Genomic DNA, 19,963 nt, shown 5'->3' with positions numbered 1-19,963 from the left:
TGCCTTCGGGTCAGGCGTCGTGGGCCCGGACGCATTGAGCCGAGCATGGCTCGGCTCTACAGGTGCTTTACGGTAGTGCCGGCCGCTGGCCGGCACCCCTGCAATCAGCCGAGAATCCCCGGCAGATCCAGTCCCTTTTCCTTCGCGCAGTCGATCGCGATGTCATAGCCCGCATCGGCATGGCGCATCACGCCGGTGGCCGGGTCGTTCCACAGCACGCGGCCAATCCGCTTGGCGGCTGCCTCGGTGCCGTCGCAGACGATCACCATGCCGGCGTGCTGCGAGAAGCCCATGCCGACGCCGCCACCGTGGTGCAGCGATACCCAGGTCGCGCCGCTGGCGGTGTTGAGCAGGGCGTTCAGCAGCGGCCAGTCGGACACCGCATCGGAGCCGTCGGCCATTGCTTCGGTTTCGCGGTTCGGCGAAGCGACGCTGCCGCTGTCCAGGTGGTCGCGGCCGATCACCACCGGCGCCTTCAGTTCACCGTTGGCCACCATCTCGTTGAAGGCCAGGCCGAGGCGATCACGGTCGCCCAGGCCGACCCAGCAGATGCGCGCCGGCAGGCCCTGGAACTTGATCTTCTCGGCGGCCATGTCCAGCCAGCGATGCAGGTGCGGGTTGTCCGGAATCAGCTCCTTCACCTTGGCATCGGTCTTGGCGATGTCTTCCGGATCGCCACTCAGTGCCGCCCAGCGGAACGGGCCGATGCCACGGCAGAACAGCGGGCGGATATAGGCCGGCACGAAACCGGGGAAGTCGAACGCATTCTCCACGCCTTCTTCCAGCGCCATCTGCCGCAGGTTGTTGCCGTAATCCACGGTGGGCACGCCCAGCGAGTGGAAGCCGAGCATGGCGCGGATGTGGTTGGCCATCGATGCGCGCGCGGCCTTCTCCACTTCCTTGGGGGCGGAAACCCGCCTCTCATCCCACTGCTCGACCGTCCAGCCCTGCGGCAGGTAGCCGTTCACTGGGTCGTGCGCGGAGGTCTGGTCGGTCAGCAGGTCCGGCTTCACGCCGCGCTTGAGCAGTTCAGCCAACACATCGGCGACGTTGCCGAGCAGGCCCACGGACTTCGGGGTGCCGGCCTTGCACGATTCGTCGATCAGGCGCAGCGCTTCGTCCAGGTTGTCGGTCCAGGTGTCCAGGTAGCCGGTGCGCAGGCGCATGTCGATGCTGCTTTTGCGGCACTCGACGGCCAGGCAGGAGGCACCGGCCATCACGGCAGCCAGCGGCTGTGCACCGCCCATGCCGCCGAGGCCGCCGGTGAACAGCCACTTCCCGGTCAGGTCGCCACCGAAGTGCTGGCGGCCCATTTCCACGAAAGTCTCGTAGGTGCCCTGCACGATGCCCTGCGCGCCGATGTAGATCCAGCTGCCGGCGGTCATCTGGCCGTACATGGCCAGGCCCTTCTTATCCAGCTCGTTGAAATGGTCCCAGTTGGCCCAGCGCGGCACCAGGTTGGAATTGGCGATCAGCACGCGCGGCGCATCGGCGTGGGTGCGGAACACGCCCACCGGCTTGCCCGACTGCACCAGCAGGGTCTGGTCGTCGTCCAGGCGCTTGAGTGTTTCGACGATGGCATCGAAGCTCTCCCAGTCGCGCGCGGCGCGGCCGATGCCGCCGTACACCACCAGCTCCTGCGGCCGCTCGGCCACGTCCGGGTGCAGGTTGTTCATCAGCATGCGCAACGGCGCTTCGGTCAGCCAGCTCTTGGCGTTGAGCGTGGTGCCGGTCGGCGCGGCGATGGTGCGGGACGGGTCGTTGCGGGTCATGCGGCGCTCCGGTTCGTAGCGAATTCAAGGCAGGCATTGAGCACCTGCGCCAGGGTGTGGCGCAGTGGTGCGGCGTGGTCGGGGTCGAGCGGGGTGGGCCAGCTGTGTTCGTCCACCTGGTCCGGCAGGGGTTCGTGCATGTAGCCACGGCAGGCCAGCTCCATCTGCAGGCTGTGCACGCCGCCGGCGATGTTGCTGTAGTGGCGGGTGATCCAGCCGCCCTTGAAGCGGCCATTGCGCACCTGGCTCATGCCACTGATCTTGAGCAGGTTCTCCACCACGTCGCTCAGGGCATTGTCGCAGGAGGTATCCGGCGCACCCGAGGGACCGGCGGTGCCCAGGTTGAACTGCGGCAGTTCGCCGTCGAACAGGTGCGGAATATGCGAGCGGATCGAGTGCGCGTCGTACACCACCACGGTGCCGTGGCGTGCACGCAGGCGCGTGATCTGCGAAGCCAGCGCATCGTGGTAAGGCAGGAAATACGTGTCGCGGCGACGTGCGATTTCCGTTTCATCCGGCTCGCGGCCCGCGTGGTACAGCGGCTGGTTGTCGAAGGTGGTCAGCGGGCACAGGCCGGTGGTGTTCTGGCCCGGGTACAGCGAGACCCCGCTGGGGTCACGGTTGAGGTCGATCACCGAACGCGAGATCGCCGAGCGCACCGTGGTCGCGCCCATGCCGCGCACGAAGTCGTACAGCTCATGCACCCACCAGTCGGCATCGCGGCGCGCCAGCCACGGCGAGTGGTAGTGGCCGATCAGGTCGTGCGGCAGTTCGCTGCCGGTATGCGGGAAGCTGACGATCAACGGGGCGTCGCCCTCGTGCACCGTCAACCATTCGGGATGGGCGTTCATGCCTGCGGTTCCACGGTCGGCAACAGGTCGGTCAGGCCACGTGCCAGCGCGCCGCTGCGCACCAGGTTGGTGGCGGCCACCATGTCCGGGTGGAAGTAGCGGTCTTCTTCCAGCGTCGGCACCTGGGCACGCAGGGTGGCGCGCACGCTTTCCAGCGCGGCGCTGGAACGCAGCGGGGCATGGAAATCACAGCCCTGCGCGGCGGCCAGCAGCTCGATGCCGATCACGTTGGCGGCGTTCTCGGCCATCTGCATCAGGCGGCGCGCACCGTGCGCAGCCATCGACACGTGGTCCTCCTGGTTGGCCGAGGTCGGGATCGAATCGACGCTGGCCGGGTAGGCGCGCTGCTTGTTTTCCGAGACCAGCGCAGCGGCAGTCACCTGCGGAATCATGAAGCCGGAATTCAGGCCCGGGCGTGGGGTCAGGAACGCCGGCAGGCCGGACAGCGCCGGGTCCACCAGCATCGCCAGGCGGCGCTCGCTGATCGAACCGATCTCGCACACCGCCATCGCCAGCATGTCGGCGGCAAAGGCCACCGGCTCGGCATGGAAGTTGCCACCGGACAGTGCTTCGCCGGTATCGGTGAACACCAGCGGATTGTCGGACACGCCGTTGGCTTCGATTTCCAGGGTGGTCGCGGCCTGGCGAAGGATGTCCAGCGCCGCGCCCATCACCTGCGGCTGGCAGCGCAGGCAGTACGGGTCCTGCACGCGCACGTCGTTGTCACGGTGTGATTCGCGGATGTCCGAGCCCTGCATCAGGGTGCGCAGCGTGGCCGCTGTGGCGATCTGCCCGCGCTGGCCGCGGATGGCGTGGATGCGGGGGTCGAACGGCGTGTCAGAACCCTTGGCCGCTTCCACCGACAACGCACCGGTGACCAGCGCGGCCTGGAATACGGTTTCGATTTCGAACAGGCCGGCCAGCGCATAGGCGGTGGAGAACTGGGTGCCGTTGAGCAGCGCCAGGCCTTCCTTCGCGCCCAGTTCGATCGGCTGCAGGCCGGCACGCGCCAGTGCGTCGGTTGCGGGCAGGCGTTGGTCACCAATGAACGCTTCGCCGACGCCCAGCATCACGCTGGCCAGATGCGAGAGCGGCGCGAGGTCGCCCGAGGCGCCGACCGAACCCTGCGCCGGTACCACCGGCAGCACGCCCCTGACCAGCATCGCTTCGAGCAGCAGCAGGGTTTCCTCGCGCACGCCGGAAGCGCCCTGCGCGAGGCTGACCAGCTTCAGCGCCATCATCAGCCGCACCACGTTGGCCGGCATCGGTTCGCCCACGCCAGCAGCATGCGAGAGCACGATATTGCGCTGCAGGGTGGCCAGGTCCTCGCGTTCGATGCGCACGCTGGCCAGCTTGCCGAAGCCGGTGTTGATGCCATACACCGGCGCACCCTTGGCGACGATGGCAGCGACGGCGGCGGCACTGGCGCGCACCACCGGCAGCGCGCCGGGGTCCAGTGCCAGCGGTGCACCGCGATAGACCTGCCGCCACTGGGCGAGAGTGACATGGCCGGGGCGAAGAACCAGGGTGTTGCTCATGTGTTGCTCCAGGAGGCAGGCAGGTCGGGCTGTCCGCGCACCACGCGCGCGTGCAGCGGGTTGAATCCAATGCGATAGACCAGGTCGGCGGGGGCGTCGATGTCCCAGATCGCCAGATCGCAGTCCATGCCGACGGCCAGGCGGCCGATACGCTCGCCATGGCCCAGTGCGCGCGCCGCTTCACGGGTGAAGCCGGCGATGCACTCATCCACGGTCAGGCGGAACAGGGTGGCGCCCATGTTCATCGCCAGCAGCGGACTGGTCAGCGGCGAGGTGCCCGGGTTGCTGTCGGTGGCCAGCGCCAGCGGCACGCCGGCCGCACGCAGCGCGGCGATCGGCGGCAGGGTCGTATCGCGGGTGAAATAGAAGGCGCCGGGCAGCAGCACGGCGACGGTGCCGGCGGCAGCCATCGCAGCGATGCCGGCGTCATCCAGATGTTCGATATGGTCGGCGGAGAGCGCACCAAAGCCGGCCGCCAGTTCGGCGCCGTGCTGGTTGCTCAGCTGCTCGGCATGGATCTTCACTGCCAGCCCGTTTGCACGCGCTGCCTCGAAGACCTGCCGCGCCTGCGCCGGGGAAAACGCGATGTTCTCGCAGAACACGTCCACTGCTTCGGCCAGGCCTTCGGCGGCGATGGCCGGGATCATCACGTTGCACACCTCGTCGGTGTATTCCTGGGCCTCGCGGCCCGGCGGGATCGCGTGCGCGCCGAGGAAGGTGGTCACCACGTTGACCCTGCATTCCTCGCCCAGCGCACGTGCCACCTGCAGCTGCTTGCGCTCGTCGGGCAGGGTCAGGCCGTAGCCGGACTTGATCTCGAGGGTGGTCACGCCTTCGGCGCGCATCGCCAGCAGGCGCGGGCGGCTCTCGTGCGCCAGCTGCTCTGGCGAGGCGGCGCGGGTGGCGCGTACCGTGGAAACAATGCCGCCACCCGCACGGGCGATCTCGGCATAGCTCACGCCCTGCAGGCGCTGCTCGAATTCGTTGGCGCGGTTGCCGGCGTAGACCAGGTGGGTGTGGCAGTCGATCAGGCCCGGCGATATCCAGCGGCCCTCGCCGTCAATGCGGGTGGTCGGCTTCAGGTGGGCGTCGCTGCCGGCCGGGCCGACATGGACGATGCGGCCGTCGGCGCAGGCCAGCACGCCATCGCGGATGACACCCAGGCCCTCGCCATCGAGGGTGATCAGGTGAACGTTGGACCAGAGGGTATCGACGTGCATGGCATCCACAACGCGGCTGTGCTTATATGTCTATACAATATAGGTGTCCATTTCGGGTTGTCCAGCCATGTCCGATTCGCGTTCCCCGCACTGTTTCCATGCCGCCCACGCCTTGCTGGCCGAGGGCTGGGCCCGTGATGTCCGCCTGCAGGTTCAGGACGGCCGCATCACCGCGATCAGCACGGGGCAGGGCGCGCAGGACGGCGACACCCGCGTCGGCATCCTGGTGCCGGGCCTGCCCAACCTGCACAGCCACGCCTTCCAGCGCGGCATGGCCGGCCTGACCGAGATCGGCGGCGGTGACGGTGACAGCTTCTGGAGCTGGCGCGAACTGATGTACCGCTTCCTGGCCCATTTGCGCCCGGACGCGGTGCAGGCCATCGCCGCCCAGGCCTACATGGAAATGCTGGAAAGCGGCTTCACCCGCGTCGGCGAATTCCACTACCTGCACCACGATGCCGACGGCCGCGCCTATGCCAACCGCGCCGAGATGAGTGCGCGGATCGCGGCGGCGGCCGATCAGACCGGCATCGGCCTGACCCTGCTGCCGGTGTTCTATGCGCATGCCGATTTCGGTGGGGCAGCGCCGAATCCGGCGCAGCGCCGCCTGATCCACGATGTGGACGGTTTCGCGCAGCTGCTGGACGCCGCGAAGCCGGCACTGGCCGCGCTGCCGGATGCAGTGCTCGGCATCGCCCCGCACAGCCTGCGCGCGGTCACCGGCGAGGAATTGAGTGCATTGCTGCCGCTTACCGACGGACCGGTGCACATCCATATCGCCGAGCAGGTGCGTGAAGTCGAGGCCTGCCTGGCGTGGAGCGGCCAGCGCCCGGTGCAGTGGCTGTACGACCACGCACCGGTCGATGCGCGTTGGTGCCTGGTGCACGCCACCCACATCACCGACGACGAGCGCGCCGCCATCGTGGCCAGCCAGGCGGTGGCCGGCCTGTGCCCGACCACCGAAGCCAACCTGGGCGACGGTCTGTTCCCGATGCAGGCGTTCGCGCGCGAGGGTGGCCGTTTCGGTGTCGGCTCCGATTCCAACGTGCTGATCGATGCCGCCGAAGAACTGCGCCTGCTCGAATACGGCCAACGCCTGACCCTGCGCGGTCGCAACGTGCTGGCGCCGGATGCCACCCGCAGCACCGGCCGCTTCCTGTTCGAAGGCGCACTGCACGGTGGGTCGCAGGCGCTGGGCGTGGCCGCTGGCCTGCAGGTCGGTGCCAGTGCCGATCTGGTCGAACTGGACGCCGCGCACCCGGCGCTGCAGGCGCGACAGGATGACGCATGGCTTGACAGCTGGGTGTTCGCCGCACGTAATGGCGCGCTGCGATCGGTCTGGCGCCATGGCCGCCAATGCGTGGCCGAGGGCCGCCACCTGCAGCGCGAGGCGATCACCACCGCCTTCGCCGCCGCCCTGAAGGGCGTGCTGGGCTGATCGCCTCCGCCACCGGGACCCCATTACGTGAAGGCCAGCAAGTCCGCCACGCTCAACCAGCGTATCCGCAGCGATCTGGAAAGCCGCATCCTCAGCGGAGAATGGGCGCCGGGCTTCCGCATTCCATACGAACACGAGCTGATGGAGCAGTACGGCTGCTCGCGGATGACGGTGAACAAGGTGCTGACCGCGCTGGCCGAGAGCGGCATGATCGAACGTCGCCGTCGTGCGGGTTCGTTCGTGGCGCGACAGCCGCCACACCTGGAGCAGGTGGCGCTGGAAATTCCGGACATTGCGATGGAGGTCGGTTCGCGCGGGCATCAGTACGGCTACCGGCTGCTGCAGCGCGAGCTGCGTCTGGCTGAAGTGGGCAATGCCGGCGAAGTGGAACTGGCCGGCAGCGAAATGCTGTTGGCGATGCGTTGCCTGCACCTGGCCGATGGCCGCCCGCTGGCGCTGGAGCATCGCCTGATCAGCCCCGTCGGCGTGCCCGAGGTGCTGGAGGTCGATTTCAGCACTACCGCGCCGGGCAGCTGGCTGCTGCAGAACGTGTCGTGGACCCGCGCCCAGCATCGCATCAGTGCCTGGGGCGCGGATGCTGTCACCGCCAAGCTGCTCGGTGTGAAGCCCGGTACCGCCTGTCTGGTGATCGAGCGCCTGACCTGGCGCGGTGAGCAGCCGATCACCCGCGTGCGCCAGGTGTTCCTCGGCGATGCCTGGGACCTGGTTGCGCGCTTCGCGCCTGGGGCGCGCTAGAGGCGTATCCACGCATGGCGTGGATCTACTGAATCCCGGTTGGGATTATCCGACGCGTGTGAATCCCTGGTAGATCCACGCCATGCGTGGATGCTGCCCCATCAATACGTGGCGCATTGGCGCCAGCGCACCGGCTCATCCACACCGGGGCGGGCATTGAGCTGGATGCGCACGTTGCGCAGGGCGGGGTAGTGCAGCACTTCCTCGCAGACCTGCGGCCACACCGCGTCCAGCTCGCCGGTGCGGTTGATCGCCAGCGTCTGCCGGGTCAACCAGACACCGCTGGCGATGCCGGGCTTGCCGGCCAAGGCACGGGACAGATCGGCCTGGAAGCGCTCCAGCGTAGCGGCATCCGGGTTGGGGTTGCTGCGCGCATCGGTTGAGGGCGCGGCCGGTGCAGGCGTAGCGGCCGGCGGCATGGTGGCGGGGGCCGGCGCCGGTTCGGGCGCCGCTTCAACCGCAGGCGCAACCGGCGCGGGGGCGACCGCCACCTCGGCAACGGGCGGGGCGTCCTGCACGTGCAGCCCTTGCAGGCTCAATCCCACCAGCAGGCCCAGCGTGACCGCGCCGAGCGCGGCAATGGCGATCCGGCGCAGGGCTTCATGGCGGGCGCTGGCGCGCACACGGGTTTCGATTTCCGCCGGTAGATAGGGTTGCAGCAGCGGCCACAGGCGCGGGCCGTCCAGCACCTCGACCGCCTGCTTCTCGGCGGCGTTGCGGCCGTCGCGTTCCATCCGGCCTTCGGTCAGCAGCACGCCGCCCTTGGCGCCGGCCAGGCGCGCGGCCGCACCCAGTTCGTTCACTGCAGCGGTGCCGATGCGGTAGGCCAGGCCGTGCTTGCACGACACCAGCCAGCTGTTGGGGCCGTCACTGAGCAGGAAATCGCTGCTGGGCTCACGGGATTCCTCGCCTGGGTCATCCAGTTCGCGCAGGCCGCGCTGCTCGCGCAGCATGCGCTTGACCAGTACCGAGAATTCGCGCCAGTGCATGCCAGCCAGGGCCTGCAGGCCGAGTTGCATCTCCTTCTGCCGCCGTTTGATCCACCACAGATAGACAACGGCCAGGGAACAGGTAAACAGGGCCGACAGCAGGGCCAGGATCCAAGGGAGCATGCAGGAGGTGCGCGGAAGGGGCGAATGCGAAGGCGACAGTGTAAAGGTCGCGCCGTGCCGCTGAGTCAGGAGGTTCCTGACAGGAAGCGTGATGGAACGCGCAGTTCGGAATACCGCAGGCACGAAAAACCCGCCAATCCTGAAGCCGTGAGGGGAGGGAACAAACGGCAGCCGAAGCGATTGGCGGGTTGCTCGCGATTGTCAATCAAAATTTATTGCATTGCAACAATGGCCGGTCAGGGCACGCTGCCTGGCGACTGATGGCTGCCCGGTGCAGGTGCATCAGTGCCCGAGGCGTCGCGGTTCTCCAGCTTGGCCAGGCGCGCCTGCAGGGCATCGATGCGCGCCTCCAGCGCAGTCACCTCGTCGGCGGTGGGTACGTGCAGGCGCTTGAGTACGCCCTGCACCTGATCGTCGAACGCCTTTTCAACCTTGTTCCAGGTGCCGGATGCCTTCTCGCGGGCCTCGTCCAGCGAGGTTTCAACGTTGTCGCGCCAGCCCGGGCCCTGTTCGCCGTTGCGTTCACGGCGGCGGGCTTCCCAGGCTTCGCCTTCCTTCACCAGGCCGTCGAAGAAGCGGCTGCCTTCGGCCTGTGCACGGCCAAGAGCGCCCAGGCCGGCCAGCCAGACCTGCTGCGCCGAGTCACTCAGCTTGCGCGAGAAGCGCTCGGCCTGGTCACCGAACGAGGCGTCGTCGTTGCGGCGGTCATCGTTTTCGTACTGGTTCATCGCACTTCCCGTGGGAGTTGGGCCTGCCCCCGAGAGTAGCGCGCGTTGGCGTTGCACGGCCGTGATGGCCGCCGCCGGGGTTCAGCCCAGCTTTTCCTTCAGCACGCGCTGGATCTCGCCTTCGACCATGCCCTTCATCGCCGACAGCAGGAAGCCCAGCTTGGCGGTCACGCGCACGGCGCCCGGCTGCAGTTCGATCGCACCGTCCACGCCGCTGCCGGAGAAATTCAGTACGTCGGCAGTCCAGGACGACTTCAGGCCGAAGCGCTCGGACAACTTGGCGGCAACCTGTTCGATCGCGGCGCGCGCCTGTGCGTCGGGCAGGGCGTGGGCGTGGCGGACATCGATGGTGGACATGCAGGCTCCTGGCGCAGGGCGGGGATGATCAATGAGGGCGAGCATTGTGCGCATCGCGGGCCTCCGCGCCAAGCACTCATCGTGGGTTCTTCTTCGTTGGCGGCCAACCTGCTAGGCTGCGCCGCGTGCAGAACCTGCTTGTTCACTTCAGTCAACAACAACAGCCCGACCAGCCGCTGAGGCCCGGGGTGCAACGCATCGTGCGCCAGGCCAACGGCAGTGTGCGGCTCGGCGACGCCGGCCATGGTGCCCTGCTGCTGGCGCAGTTCTGCGTGGATGATCGCGGCCTCTGGCTGCAGGTCGGCAACGGTATCCGCGGCATTCATGTGAACGGTCGCCCGGTGCGGCGCATGGCGCTGCTGCGTGCCGGCGATGCGGTGTATGTGGACGGCGTGGAAATGGTCCTGCAGGGCGAGGTGGAGAGCCTGCTGCAGGCCCCTGCACCGAACAACGGTGACGGCACCGACGAGCAGCAGCGCCTGCTGCGCGGTGTCGGTGGCCTGCACCATGGCCGCAGCTTCACGCTGTCGCGGTCCCGCCTGATCGGCCGCGGTGGCGACGCTGACATCGAGATCAATGAACCGGCCTTCGCCGAGCAGCACGCCCGTGTGGAAGTGCACGGCGAGCGCGTGCTGCTGCGTGACCTGGGCAGTGCCGACGGCACCCGGGTCAACGGTGTGGCCGTGCGCCACTGCTGGCTGCAGGCGGGCGACCAGGTAGTGTTCGATGGCCAGCACCGGTTCGTGCTGGAAGTGCCGCATGACCCGCGCCGGCGCCCGCTGCCGGATGAAGACGAGTCCAGCCAGGACGCCGAGCAGACGCCGGTGCTGCCGGCCGTGCCGCGCAAGGTCCGGCGCTGGCCGTGGCTGCTGGTCAGTGCGCTGCTGCTGGCCGCGCTGCTCAGCCTGCTGCTCTGGTTCGGCGCGCGCTGATCTGAATCCGCTGGGTCCGCGTTGGTGGGTGCCGACCTTGGTCGGCACGCTCCTTCGGTGCGCATGACGCTTGGCAGCACACGGCTCTGGTAGGTGCCGACCTTGGTCGGCACGCTCCTCCGCCGGGCATGACGCCTGACGGCGTACGCCGACCAAGGTCGGCGGCTACCAGTGCGATGGCTGCGGGTCAATGGATTCCAATGAAACCAAATTTCCCTTGCGCCACAAGGCCGCAAGGCTGGTGCACTGCGGCATACTAGGGGTCTTGCCCCACAGGTGTGACATGACGCGCGCGTTCAACTTCAGTGCCGGCCCTGCAACCTTGCCGGAATCGGTCTTGCGCCAGGCGCAGGCGGAAATGCTGGACTGGCACGGTTCCGGTGCCTCCATCGTGGAAATGAGCCATCGCGGCGCGGAATTCATGTCCGTGGCTGCCGAGGCGGAAGCCGATCTGCGGCGCCTGCTCGACATCCCCGACGACTATGCGGTGCTGTTCCTGTCCGGTGGTGCCACCACCCAGCAGGCGCTGATCCCGCTCAACTTCGCCGCCCCGGGCCAGCGTGCCGATTACGTGGTCAGCGGCCACTGGGGCAAGACGGCGGTCAAGCAGGCCGGTGTCTACGTCGACGTCAACATCGCCGCGAGCAGCGAGGCCAACGGGTACCACACGCTGCCGCCGCGCGCCGATTGGCAGCTCTCGCCCGATGCCGCTTATGTGCACATCACCGCCAACGAGACCATCCACGGCGTCGAGTTCCGTGATGTGCCCGATACCGGCAACGTTCCGCTGATCGCAGACTTCAGCTCTTCCATCGCCAGCGAACCGCTGGATGTGCGCCGCTATGGCGTGATCTACGCCGGCGCGCAGAAGAACCTGGGCCCGGTCGGCATCGCGGTGATGATCATCCGCCGTGACCTGCTCGAGCGCAGTGGCCAGCCACGCGCGGACATCTTCGATTACCGCTCGCACGTCGCCCGCGATTCGATGCTCAACACGCCACCAACCTGGAACTGGTACCTGGCCGGACTGGTGTTCAAGTGGATGCTGGCCGAAGGCGGCGTGACCGAGTTCGCCAAGCGCAACGCCGCCAAGGCCGCACTGGTGTATGGCGCCATCGACGGCTCCGGCGGCTTCTACCGCAATGAGGTCGCACATGCGGCCCGTTCGCGGATGAACATCCCGTTCTTCCTGCCCGATGCCGAGCTCGACGCGCGCTTCGTTGCCGAAGCCAAGGCCGCCGGCCTGCTTGCGCTGAAGGGGCACAAGGTGGTCGGCGGCATCCGGGCCTCGCTGTACAACGCCATGCCGCTGGCCGGGGCCGAGGCGCTGGTCGCCTTCATGGCCGATTTCCAGCAGCGTCACGGTTGAGCAATGAACGGCGCGCACCGTCGGGTGCGTGCCCCGCAACAAGGAATTCCGATGGCAAGCAGCAAACCCAGCAAGAAGGCGTCGAAGAAGGCCGAACCGGCCAAGGACAGCGCGCCCACCAAGGCCAAGGGCAAGGCCGCGTCGAACCCGGCGCCCACCCTGGCGCCGCTGGCGCTGGCCGATGTGCGCTCGAAGATCGACCAGATCGATCGTGACATCCAGAATCTGATCGCCGAACGCGCGCGCTTCGCCCACCAGGTCGGCAAGGCCAAGGGCAAGCTGGCCGCCGCCGTCGACTACTACCGCCCCGAGCGCGAAGCACAGGTGCTGCGCATGGTGGTCGATCGCAACGAAGGCCCACTCAGCGATGAGCTGCTGGTGCACGTCTACCGCGAGATCATGTCGGCCTGCCTGGCCCAGCAGGAGCCGCTGAAGATCGGTTACCTCGGCCCGGAAGGCACCTTCAGTCAGCAGGCCGTGCTCAAGCACTTCGGCCGCTCGGCGCTGGGCCTGCCGATGGCCAGCATCGAGGAAGTGTTCCAGGAAGTGGAAGCGGGCAACGCCGATTTCGGCGTGGTGCCGGTGGAGAATTCGGGGCAGGGCACCATCCAGATCACCCTGGACATGTTCCTGACCTCCAACCTGAAGATCTGTGGCGAAGTGGAACTGCGCGTGCAGCAGTACCTGATGTCGCGCAGCGGCCGCATCGAGGACATTGAGCGCATCTACGCGCACCCGCAGTCGTTCATGCAGACCTCGGCGTGGCTGCGCGCGAACCTGCCGAAGGCCGAAAAGATTCCGGTGTCGAGCAATGCCGAAGGTGCGCGTCGTGCGCGCAACGCCGACGACGCGGCGGCCATCGGCGGCGAGAGCGCCGGCCATGTGTACGGCCTGAAGAAGGTTGTCACCAAACCGATCCAGAACGATGCCGACAACACCACCCGTTTCCTGGTGGTGGGTCGCAACATCTTCCCGACCTCCGGCCACGACCGTACCTCGGTGCTGGTGTTCATCCATGACAAGCCCGGTGCGCTGTTCGACGTGCTCAGCCCGTTCGCCCGCCACGGCATCAGCATGAACCGCATCGAGTCGCGGCCGTCGCACCACGGCAAGTGGGAATACGGCTTCTTCATCGACCTGGCCGGCCACATCGACGACGCGCCCATGCAGGCTGCGCTGGCCGAACTGGAAGCGCACTCGGCGCAGATCAAGGTGCTGGGCTCCTATCCGGTGGCCGTGCCCTGAGTGCTGCTGCGGCGGCAACAGCCGCCGCTCCCTGATGCATCACCGGCGCTGCCGGTGTTTACGGAATGATCGAACGATGAGCAACGCGCAACACTGGATCGCCCGCAAGGGCCAGCCGCTGCAGGGCAGCCTGACCATTCCCGGCGACAAGTCGGTCTCGCACCGCTCGGTGATGTTCGCCGCGCTGGCCGATGGCACCTCGCATATCGAGGGCTTCCTGGAAGGTGAGGACACCCGCGCGACCGCGCGCATCTTCAGCCAGCTCGGCGTGCGCATCGAAACGCCCAGCCCGTCGCAGCGCATCGTGCATGGCGTCGGCATCGACGGCCTGCAGGCACCCAGCGCACCGCTGGATTGCGGCAACGCCGGTACCGGCATGCGCCTGCTGGCCGGCCTGCTGGCAGGCCAGGCCTTCGATTGCACGTTGATCGGCGATGAATCGCTGTCGGGCCGCCCGATGCGGCGCGTCACCGGCCCGCTGTCGCAGATGGGCGCGAAGATCGACACCCAGGATGACGGCACGCCGCCGCTGCAGGTGCATGGCGGCCAGTCGCTGCACGGCATCGACTTCGCCTCGCCGGTGGCCAGTGCACAGATCAAGTCGGCGGTGCTGCTGGCGGGCCTGTACGCGCAGGGTGAAACCAGCGTGACCGAACCGCACCCGACCCGCGACTACACCGAGCGCATGTTGTCGGCGTTCGGCGTGGACATCGAATTCTCGCCGGGCAAGGCGCGCCTGCGTGGCGGCCAGCGCCTGCGCGCCACGGACATCGTGGTGCCGGCCGACTTCTCTTCGGCCGCGTTCTACCTGGTCGCCGCCAGCATCATTCCCGGCTCCGAGCTGCGACTGAAACAGGTCGGCCTGAATCCGCGTCGCACCGGCCTGCTGCACGCGCTGCGCCTGATGGGTGCGGACATCACTGAAGAGAATCCGGCCGAGCAGGGCGGTGAGCCGGTGGCGGACCTGGTGGTGCGCTACGCGCCGCTCAAGGGCGCGCGCATTCCGGAAGCGTTGGTGCCGGACATGATCGACGAGTTCCCGGCGCTGTTCGTGGCCGCCGCCGCCGCAGAAGGCCAGACCGTGGTGAGCGGTGCGGCCGAGCTGCGGGTGAAGGAATCCGACCGCCTTGCTGCGATGGCCACCGGCCTCCGCGCGCTGGGCATGCAGGTGGACGAAACCGAAGACGGCGCCACCCTGCATGGTGGCGTTCGCCTGGGCAGCGGCACCATCGAAAGCCACGGTGACCATCGCATCGCCATGGCGTTCGCCATTGCCGGCCAGATCAGTGATGGCGAAGTGCGCATCAACGACATCGCCAATGTCGCCACGTCGTTCCCGGACTTCGACGGCCTGGCGCGTAGCGCCGGGTTCAACCTGACCTGACCGGCACCGCAACCGCCGGGCCACGCCCGGCGGATCGCATTGCACGGCAGGTGCCAACCTTGGCTGGCGCGCTTTTCCGCATAAAAGGACGGAGGCCGAAGCCTCCGTCTAAACATCACGAACCCCTCGTCCGCGATCAACGCTGCTCGGTACGGAAATCCACCGGGACCCGCACCACGCTGGCGACGGCACGGCCCTCGTGCATCGCCGGCTGGAACTTCCAGTTCTGCACGGTGTTCAGTACCGCGCGATCCAGATCACGACTTCGCTCGCCGCTGCGCGAAACGATCGCAGCATTAGCGACATTGCCGTGGGTATCTACACTCAGGCTGGCGATCACGCTGCCCTGCACGCCACTACGCAGCGCAGCGGCGGGGTAGGTGGGCATGCGGTTGCTGGCCAGCGGGCGGGCCTCACGATTGCGCGCTACCGGCGCGACCTTCCGCGAAGCAGTAGCCGGGGCTGCCTGGCGCGCGGCAGGGGCCGCTGCATCCGTCACCGCTGCCTGCTCGGGGGCTGGAAGCATGCGCTCACCGACCGGCGCTGGCGCCACATCTTCCTGGTTGGAATGACGCAGCCAGAGCAGGGCGGCAGCAAACATCGCCACGATCAGCGCGATCCACATCCAGGGCGACGTGGGTTTGTGCTGCAGGCTGGAATCCTCCTGCAGCTGCGGCGAATGAAGGTCTTCGTGGGTGGTGGCAGTCATCGCTAACTCCTTCCGTCAATGGACGACGTGGGAAGTGTTGCGCGAGCCACGGACGAGAAGTGTCAGCGTTGCGTCAACGCCACCGGCAGGGTTCAGTTTGCCTGCCGGGAAGCGTTCAGTTACTGGGTCTTGAAGTCGAACGGCACTTCAATGCTGCCGGGGACGGCCTGGCCGTTGCTCTGCGCCGGAGTGAAGCGCCAGCGGCGCACGGCGTCGGTGGCAGCACGGTCGAGCTCGCGTGAACCGCTGCGCTGGATCACCGTGGCGTTGTTTGGATAGCCGGTGGCGTCTACATCCACGCGTACCACTACGGTGCCGGTTTCGCCGGCGCGCAGGGCGGCGGCGGGGTACGACGGCGGCGGCGACTGACCGGCAATCGGCATCGGTTGGCTGTTGCCGGTCGTGGCCGGGGCAGCGCCCGGGGTGGCCGGGGCCGGCTCGGCGATCGGGGCGGGCGGTGGCGGGGCGGTTTCGACCAGCTTCGGCGCTTCTTCCTCGACCGGGGCCGGCTTGGCATCGGGCATGTCGCTGGAACCGGCCGCAGCGGCCAACGGCTCAGGCAGGGGCTCGATCTGGGCGGTTTCCTGCGGCGTCTGGGCGGCAGGATCGGCGCGGAAGAACTCCTTGTCGCGACCGGTCAGCCAGACCAGCACGAACAGCAGTACGCCCACGCCGAAGGCGATGCCGGCGATCTTCAGGGCGTTGCGCGGGATATGCACAGTGAACGACTTGGCGGACGACGAGCGGGGTGCAGACATGGACCGGACCAGTACGGAATGGCCCGATTCTGCCACGGCGGGAATGAACCGGGCGGCAGAAATCCGTATAACAAGCGATAATCCCATCCCTGATACCCACCACGACACCTGCCATGCTTGATCCAGCCCTGCTCCGCCACCAGCCCGCCGACCTCGCCGAACGCCTGCGCACCAGCCGCGGCTTCGAGCTCGACGTGTCTGCCCTGGAGTCCCTGGAGGCCGATCGCAAGCGCATCCAGGTGCGGACCCAGGAGCTGCAGAGCCTGCGCAACAGCCGTTCCAAGGCCATCGGCCAGGCCAAGGCCAAGGGCGAGGACGTTTCGGCCATCATGGCCGAGGTTGCCGCCTTCGCCGACGAGCTGAAGGCCTCGGAAGTGGCGCTGGACGAGCTGCGCGAGAAGATCGAAGCGATCTCGATGGGCATCCCGAACCTGCCGGCCGATGACGTGCCGGCCGGTGCCGACGAGAACGACAACGTCGAGCAGGCGCGCTGGGGTACCCCGCGCCAGTTCGATTTCAAGGTGCTCGACCACGTTGAACTGGGCGCCCGCAACGGCTGGCTGGACGGCGAGACCGCGGCGAAGCTGTCCGGCTCGCGCTTCACCGTGCTGCGCGGCCCGATCGCGCGCCTGCACCGTGCGCTGGCCCAGTTCATGGTCGACCTGCACACCGGCGAGCACGGCTACGAGGAAACCAACGTGCCGCTGCTGGTCAACGCCGATTCGCTGCGCGGCACCAGCCAGCTGCCGAAGTTCGAGGACGACCTGTTCAAGACCGCCGTGGGCGACTCCACGCGGTACCTGATCCCGACCTCGGAAGTGCCGCTGACCAACATCGTGCGCGACGAGATCGTCGAGGCCGAGCGCCTGCCGCTGCGTATGACCGCCCACTCGATGTGCTTCCGTGCCGAGGCCGGCAGCGGCGGCCGCGACGTGCGTGGCATGATCCGCCAGCACCAGTTCGAGAAGGTCGAACTGGTCTCGATCAGCCGCCCGGAAGACAGCGACGCCGAACACCAGCGCATGACCCGCTGCGCCGAAGTGGTGCTGGAGAAGCTGGGCCTGCCGTACCGCAAGGTGCTGCTGTGCACCGGTGACATGGGCTTCTCGGCCATCAAGACCTACGACCTGGAAGTCTGGCTGCCGTCGCAGGAAACCTACCGCGAAATCTCCTCGTGCTCGAACTGTGGTGACTTCCAGGCCCGTCGCATGCAGGCGCGCTGGCGCAACCCGGCCACCGGCAAGCCGGAACTGGCGCACACGCTCAACGGCTCGGGCGTGGCGGTTGGCCGCGCGATGATCGCAGTGATGGAGAACTACCAGAACGCCGACGGCAGCATCACCGTGCCGGAGGCCCTGCGCCCGTACATGGGCGGCCTGGAAACGATCGCCTGACAGCCGGCGCTTTGCGCCGCCGCCCGAGCGTAGGCTCGGGCGCTACAGATCCATCTAGAGCCGAGCCTATGCTCGGCTCTCCTTTATGGCCCGCAGCTTCTCCAGCGGCACCCATCCCGGTTCGCCGTTCTCCGGCACGCACCACGCCCAGCCATTGAGGATGCGCAGCCCGCGCAAGATCTGCCCGGGATCCACATCCAGCTCCCGCGCGCAGTAATCCTCCGTGGCATAGGCGTCATCCTGCGCATCGCGGCCGATCACCGGCGCCGGCACGAAGCCGGGCTGCTGCCCCTCGGCCTCGCACAGGAACCATTCGTCCCAGCCCTCCGGGCCTTCATAACGTTCGCCCACCACCAGCGCCTGGCCACGGCGCAGGGTGATCGGGTGCGGAAATTCGCTGCGGTGTGCAGTGGTCACGATGTAGTTCATGGCCCCAGCCTAACGTTCTGGTGAGCGCCGCGCATGGCACCGAATCCACGCACACGTGCAGTAGATCCACGCCGTGCGTAGATGGCGCAGCCCTGGCCAGATACAAAAAAACGGCCCCGCAAAGCGGGGCCGCCAGGGTGGGCCGGGATGGGGGAGGGGATCCCGGCCCGCGTTCAGCGCCCAGACGAGGAGAGAGGGGCACCGAACGCTGGAACGCTTATGCAGCGGCGGCTTCGGCCGCTTCGTGCGACGGCAGGGCCGCCAGCGCGCCGGCGATGGCGTCTTCACGGTGCTGCGGCGAGTAGGCGATGCCTTCGGCACGTACGAACTCGATGTCGTTGATGCCCCAGAAGGCGAACGTCTGGCGCAGGAACGGTTCCTGGAAGTCGGCCGGCGAATCGGTGTAGATGCCGCCGCGGCTGCTGACCACAATCACGCGCTTGCCGCCGGCCAGGCCGATCGGGCCGTTCTCGGTGTACTTGAAGGTGCGCCCGGCCACGGCCACGCGGTCGATCCAGGCCTTCAGCGTGGACGGGATGCTGAAGTTGTACATCGGCGCGCCGATCACCACGATGTCCGCGGCAAGGAACTGCTCGAGCACCTGCTCAGCATCGGCGGCTTCGGCCGCGTCCGCCTTGGCCAGCGAGCTGCTGCGAAGATGCGGTACCGGATTGGCGTCAAGATCGCGATAATCGATCTGCAGGCCTTCGATCTGCTGCTTGAAGCGGGCCACCACGGCGGCGGTCAGGTGGCGGGAGACGGAGTTCTCGCCAAGCACGCTGGCGTCGAGATGCAGAAGCTTCATGGCAGTCACCTATGTTCTGGGAGGGAGGGGCGGGGTGGCCCCGCCGACGGAGAGAACGATAGGTTGTTGCAAAGGCGGGATAAAGGTGGTTGAATGCCACGTATTGTTCTAGATATGGAACTCGGGCATGCATGACCTGAATGATCTGTACTACTTCGCGATGGTGGTCGACCACGGCGGATTCGCCGCCGCCGAGCGCGCACTGGGTATTCCCAAGTCGCGCCTGAGCCGCCGCATCAGCCAGCTGGAAACCGACCTGGGGGTACGCCTGCTGCAGCGCTCCACGCGCCGTTTCGCGGTCACCGATGTCGGCACCAGCGTGCATCGCCATGCGCAGACGATGCTGGCCGAGGCCCAGGCCGCCCGCGAAGTGGTGGACCGCCTCAGCGCGGAGCCGCGCGGCGTGGTGCGCGCCAGCGTGCCGGTGTCACTGGCGCAGATGCAGCTTCCCAAGCTGCTGCCCAAGTTCCTTGAGCAGTACCCGAAGGTGCGGCTGCAGCTGAACATCAGCAACCGCCGCGTGGATATCATCAATGAAGGCTACGACGTCGCCCTGCGCGTGCGTTCGCGCCTGGATGACGACGGCAGCCTGGTGATGCGCAGCTTCGGTCAGGTGCAGGAACTGCTGGTGGCCAGCCCGAAGTACCTGGACCGCGCCGGACGCCCCAAAGACCCGGAAGAGCTCACCCAGCACGTCACCCTCAGCATCAGCGAAGACGAAGCACGCCAGCGCTGGGAACTGCATGGCCCGGAAGGCGAAGTGCGCCGGGTTGACCTGCAGCCGCGCGTGGCCGGCTTCGACTTCCCGCTGCTGCAGAGCATGGTGAAGGACGGTTTCGGCATCACCATGCTGCCGGAAACCGTGTGCGCCGACGCCGTGCGCAACGGCGAGCTGGAAGTGGTGCTGCCGGACTGGTCGCTGCCGCAGGGCGTGTGCCACGCCGTGTTCGCCTCGCGCCGCGGCCTGCTGCCGGCGGTGCGCGTGTTCATCGACTTCCTGGCCGAGCATCTGCCGCCGCAGCTGGAGGCCTCGCGCCTGGATTGCGGTGGCGCCTGTGAAAAGGCCAAGGAGCGGATCAAGGCCAGTGCACTGGGGGCGCTGGCGGTGGATGCGGGCTGAGGGCTGCTGCACTGCTTCCGTGAAGAAAAGCCCCGGCGACGTTCCG

Annotated in this window: 19 protein-coding genes; 8 read left to right on the top strand and 11 right to left on the bottom strand. The window is 67.6% G+C overall.

All coding sequences use genetic code 11. The annotated features are described in order from the left end of the window. Positions 1-104 precede the first annotated feature (104 nt). From hutU to hutI, 4 genes are read right to left on the bottom strand one after another with little or no spacing between them, the layout of a single operon-like run. Positions 105-1,772, bottom strand: a complete 1,668-nt coding sequence (gene hutU / locus ACW5IY_RS14055; RefSeq protein ID WP_049436710.1) for a urocanate hydratase — start codon at positions 1,770-1,772, stop codon at positions 105-107. Then, positions 1,769-2,623 (bottom strand): N-formylglutamate deformylase, encoded by an 855-nt coding sequence (gene hutG / locus ACW5IY_RS14050; RefSeq protein WP_049436709.1) that lies wholly within the window; start codon positions 2,621-2,623, stop codon positions 1,769-1,771. Before hutG ends, hutU begins: the two co-directional genes overlap by 4 nt. Further along, positions 2,620-4,161: a histidine ammonia-lyase gene (gene hutH, locus ACW5IY_RS14045; protein WP_049436708.1), complete on the bottom strand. Its 1,542-nt coding sequence runs from the start codon at positions 4,159-4,161 to the stop codon at positions 2,620-2,622. Before hutH ends, hutG begins: the two co-directional genes overlap by 4 nt. After that, complete coding sequence (gene hutI, locus ACW5IY_RS14040; RefSeq protein ID WP_049436778.1) at positions 4,158-5,381, bottom strand: imidazolonepropionase; 1,224 nt, start codon at positions 5,379-5,381, stop codon at positions 4,158-4,160. Before hutI ends, hutH begins: the two co-directional genes overlap by 4 nt. A 67-nt stretch (positions 5,382-5,448) precedes the next feature. On the opposite strand from hutI, the gene ACW5IY_RS14035 reads away from it, so the two are divergent. Together ACW5IY_RS14035 and hutC are read left to right on the top strand one after the other, a co-directional pair. Further along, positions 5,449-6,819 (top strand): formimidoylglutamate deiminase, encoded by a 1,371-nt coding sequence (locus tag ACW5IY_RS14035; RefSeq protein WP_457326781.1) that lies wholly within the window; start codon positions 5,449-5,451, stop codon positions 6,817-6,819. A gap of 27 nt (positions 6,820-6,846) precedes the next feature. Next, on the top strand, positions 6,847-7,575 hold the full coding sequence (hutC, locus tag ACW5IY_RS14030; protein WP_049436706.1) for a histidine utilization repressor: 729 nt from the start codon (positions 6,847-6,849) through the stop codon (positions 7,573-7,575). A 101-nt stretch (positions 7,576-7,676) separates the two neighbouring features. On the opposite strand, the gene ACW5IY_RS14025 is transcribed toward hutC, so the two are convergent. The 3 genes from ACW5IY_RS14025 to ACW5IY_RS14015 all read right to left on the bottom strand — a co-directional run bounded on the left by ACW5IY_RS14025 (position 7,677) and on the right by ACW5IY_RS14015 (position 9,772). Continuing rightward, entirely contained in the window at positions 7,677-8,687 is a 1,011-nt protein-coding gene (locus ACW5IY_RS14025; protein ID WP_049436705.1) for a restriction endonuclease, read from the bottom strand. A gap of 236 nt (positions 8,688-8,923) precedes the next feature. Then, positions 8,924-9,415 carry a phasin family protein gene (locus ACW5IY_RS14020; RefSeq protein WP_010480542.1) on the bottom strand — a complete coding sequence of 164 codons (492 nt, stop codon included), beginning with the start codon at positions 9,413-9,415 and terminating at the stop codon, positions 8,924-8,926. Positions 9,416-9,496: 81 nt separating this feature from the next. Continuing rightward, positions 9,497-9,772 (bottom strand): polyhydroxyalkanoic acid system family protein, encoded by a 276-nt coding sequence (locus tag ACW5IY_RS14015; RefSeq protein WP_005417302.1) that lies wholly within the window; start codon positions 9,770-9,772, stop codon positions 9,497-9,499. 125 nt (positions 9,773-9,897) lie between these two features. On the opposite strand from ACW5IY_RS14015, the gene ACW5IY_RS14010 reads away from it, so the two are divergent. From ACW5IY_RS14010 to aroA, 4 genes are all read left to right on the top strand, one after another. Then, entirely contained in the window at positions 9,898-10,704 is an 807-nt protein-coding gene (locus ACW5IY_RS14010) for an FHA domain-containing protein (RefSeq protein WP_049436704.1), read from the top strand. A 283-nt stretch (positions 10,705-10,987) separates the two neighbouring features. Next, a complete protein-coding gene (gene serC, locus ACW5IY_RS14005; protein ID WP_049436703.1) occupies positions 10,988-12,073 on the top strand; it encodes a 3-phosphoserine/phosphohydroxythreonine transaminase in 1,086 nt (361 codons plus the stop codon). 51 nt (positions 12,074-12,124) lie between these two features. Next, a complete protein-coding gene (pheA, locus tag ACW5IY_RS14000; protein ID WP_010480555.1) occupies positions 12,125-13,318 on the top strand; it encodes a prephenate dehydratase in 1,194 nt (397 codons plus the stop codon). A 76-nt stretch (positions 13,319-13,394) separates the two neighbouring features. Next, positions 13,395-14,702 (top strand): 3-phosphoshikimate 1-carboxyvinyltransferase, encoded by a 1,308-nt coding sequence (gene aroA, locus ACW5IY_RS13995; protein WP_049436702.1) that lies wholly within the window; start codon positions 13,395-13,397, stop codon positions 14,700-14,702. Positions 14,703-14,838: 136 nt separating this feature from the next. Here aroA and ACW5IY_RS13990 read toward each other — a convergent pair whose 3' ends face one another. Then, positions 14,839-15,411, bottom strand: a complete 573-nt coding sequence (locus tag ACW5IY_RS13990; RefSeq protein ID WP_049436701.1) for an energy transducer TonB — start codon at positions 15,409-15,411, stop codon at positions 14,839-14,841. A gap of 119 nt (positions 15,412-15,530) precedes the next feature. Next, positions 15,531-16,169 (bottom strand): energy transducer TonB, encoded by a 639-nt coding sequence (locus ACW5IY_RS13985; RefSeq protein ID WP_049436700.1) that lies wholly within the window; start codon positions 16,167-16,169, stop codon positions 15,531-15,533. Between the two features lie 113 nt (positions 16,170-16,282). Here ACW5IY_RS13985 and serS point away from each other — a divergent pair, with 113 nt between their 5' ends. After that, a complete protein-coding gene (gene serS, locus ACW5IY_RS13980; protein ID WP_049436699.1) occupies positions 16,283-17,563 on the top strand; it encodes a serine--tRNA ligase in 1,281 nt (426 codons plus the stop codon). A gap of 66 nt (positions 17,564-17,629) precedes the next feature. On the opposite strand, the gene ACW5IY_RS13975 is transcribed toward serS, so the two are convergent. After that, positions 17,630-17,992, bottom strand: a complete 363-nt coding sequence (locus ACW5IY_RS13975; protein WP_049436698.1) for an SH3 domain-containing protein — start codon at positions 17,990-17,992, stop codon at positions 17,630-17,632. Positions 17,993-18,209: 217 nt separating this feature from the next. Then, positions 18,210-18,797 (bottom strand): FMN-dependent NADH-azoreductase, encoded by a 588-nt coding sequence (locus tag ACW5IY_RS13970; RefSeq protein ID WP_010480565.1) that lies wholly within the window; start codon positions 18,795-18,797, stop codon positions 18,210-18,212. 127 nt (positions 18,798-18,924) lie between these two features. On the opposite strand from ACW5IY_RS13970, the gene ACW5IY_RS13965 reads away from it, so the two are divergent. Continuing rightward, positions 18,925-19,917: a LysR family transcriptional regulator gene (locus ACW5IY_RS13965; RefSeq protein WP_005410175.1), complete on the top strand. Its 993-nt coding sequence runs from the start codon at positions 18,925-18,927 to the stop codon at positions 19,915-19,917. Positions 19,918-19,963 lie beyond the last annotated feature (46 nt).

The sequence above is a fragment of the Stenotrophomonas sp. C-A genome (assembly GCF_054030835.1).
This window is presented reverse-complemented; position numbering and strand designations above follow the sequence as displayed.